At 41.8% G+C, this 1,514-nt stretch carries 2 protein-coding genes; one reads left to right on the forward strand and one right to left on the reverse strand.

Annotation, left to right across the window (positions count from 1 at the left end):
* Positions 1–371: RagB/SusD family nutrient uptake outer membrane protein (locus tag AB5935_RS25800; protein ID WP_368327850.1), on the forward strand; the 371-nt coding region annotated here is incomplete at its 5' end.
* 102 nt (positions 372–473) lie between these two features.
* On the opposite strand, the gene AB5935_RS25805 is transcribed toward AB5935_RS25800, so the two are convergent.
* A partial coding sequence (locus AB5935_RS25805) for an MFS transporter (RefSeq protein WP_368327851.1) occupies positions 474–1,514 on the reverse strand: 1,041 nt, incomplete at its 5' end.

The raw sequence follows: 1,514 nt of genomic DNA on the forward strand, positions 1-1,514 counted from the left end.
TGAATCAGGCTGTCATTCAATTGAATACGTTGCGCAATGCCCGTGGAGTGGGAGATTATGACGTGACAGGGAAATCACAGGAAGATGTTCTTAATGAGATTCTGATGGAACGTCGCCGCGAACTTTGGGGAGAGGGATTCGGTATTACAGATGTACTTCGTACACAGGGTTCCGTAGTACGTACTGCTTTATCTGATGAAATGCAGAAGACTGAAGTCGATTGCTGGCAGGAGGGTGGTAGCTTTGAAAAACGAAATCCTCTGGGACATTGGTTCCTTAACTTCCCGAACGGTAAACCGTTTACAGTAAATAGCACCTATTATTTGTATGCTATTCCCCAGAAAGAAATAAACGCTAACCCTAACATATAAATAGCTCTCTTAATTTTTTGACTTTGACCTTAACTTGTAGACCGGTATACGTCGTGACGATGCATACCGGTCGTTTTCTTTCTTTTTTATAAAGAGCTTTATTTATATTTTCTGCTTCTTTAAATTAGGCAAAAAGAACGTGACTAATCCCAGCAGCGGCATATAAGCACAGATATTATATACATATTCAATACTCGTTTTATCCGCTAAATTACCGAGTACAGCAGATGCTACACCAGCCACCCCGAATGCAAATCCAAAGAATAACCCTGATATTAATCTGAGCTTGGTAGGAAGCAATTCCTGTGCATAAAGCAATATGGCAGGAAAAGCGGAAGAAAGCATTAATCCCACACAGAAGCTAAGGATAATAGTCCACAGCAGATTGGCATGTGGCATTAGTAAGCTAAATGGGGCAGCTCCTAAAATAGAAGCCCAAATCACATACTTCCGACCGATACGGTCACCGACAGGTCCGCCAATTAATGTTCCGATAGCAGTAGCTACCAGGAAAATAAATAAATATAGCTGCGAATCTTGTACACTTACATTGAATTTATGAATCAGGTAGAAAGTATAATAACTGGTGAGACTTGCCATATAAATATATTTGGAGAAAATCAGAATCAGCAATATCGCGATTGACAGGGCTGTCTTATCCATAGGCAAAGGAAGATGAACTGGTTTTCTGACACTGACAGTCTGTGCTTTCATCCGGTTTAGATATGATTTATACCATTTGCAAATTGGGTACATCACTCCGATAGCAGCTAAAGCCACAAATGCAAATACGATGAGATGTTGCCTGCCATAAGGAGCCACCAACAGAGCAACCAGCAAAGGGCCTAATGAACCTCCGAAGTTACCACCTACCTGAAAGAGTGATTGTGCCAGTCCACGTTTTCCGCCGGAGGCAAGGAACGTGATACGGGAGGCTTCCGGATGCAGTACGGAAGAGCCAATTCCGATTAAGAATACGGAGGCTAATATCCAGTATAGATTATCAGAGAATGCTAAGTTTATCAAACCAATCAGTGTAAAGCTCATTCCGATAGGCAATGACCACGCGACGGGATGCTTATCAAAGAAAATTCCGGTAATCGGTTGAAAAACTGAAGCGGAAAGTTGATAGACTAGTGTGAT

This window comes from Phocaeicola sp. RTP21198st1_B8_RTP21198_201120 (genome assembly GCF_040929485.1).
GTDB lineage: Bacteria > Bacteroidota > Bacteroidia > Bacteroidales > Bacteroidaceae > Phocaeicola > Phocaeicola dorei.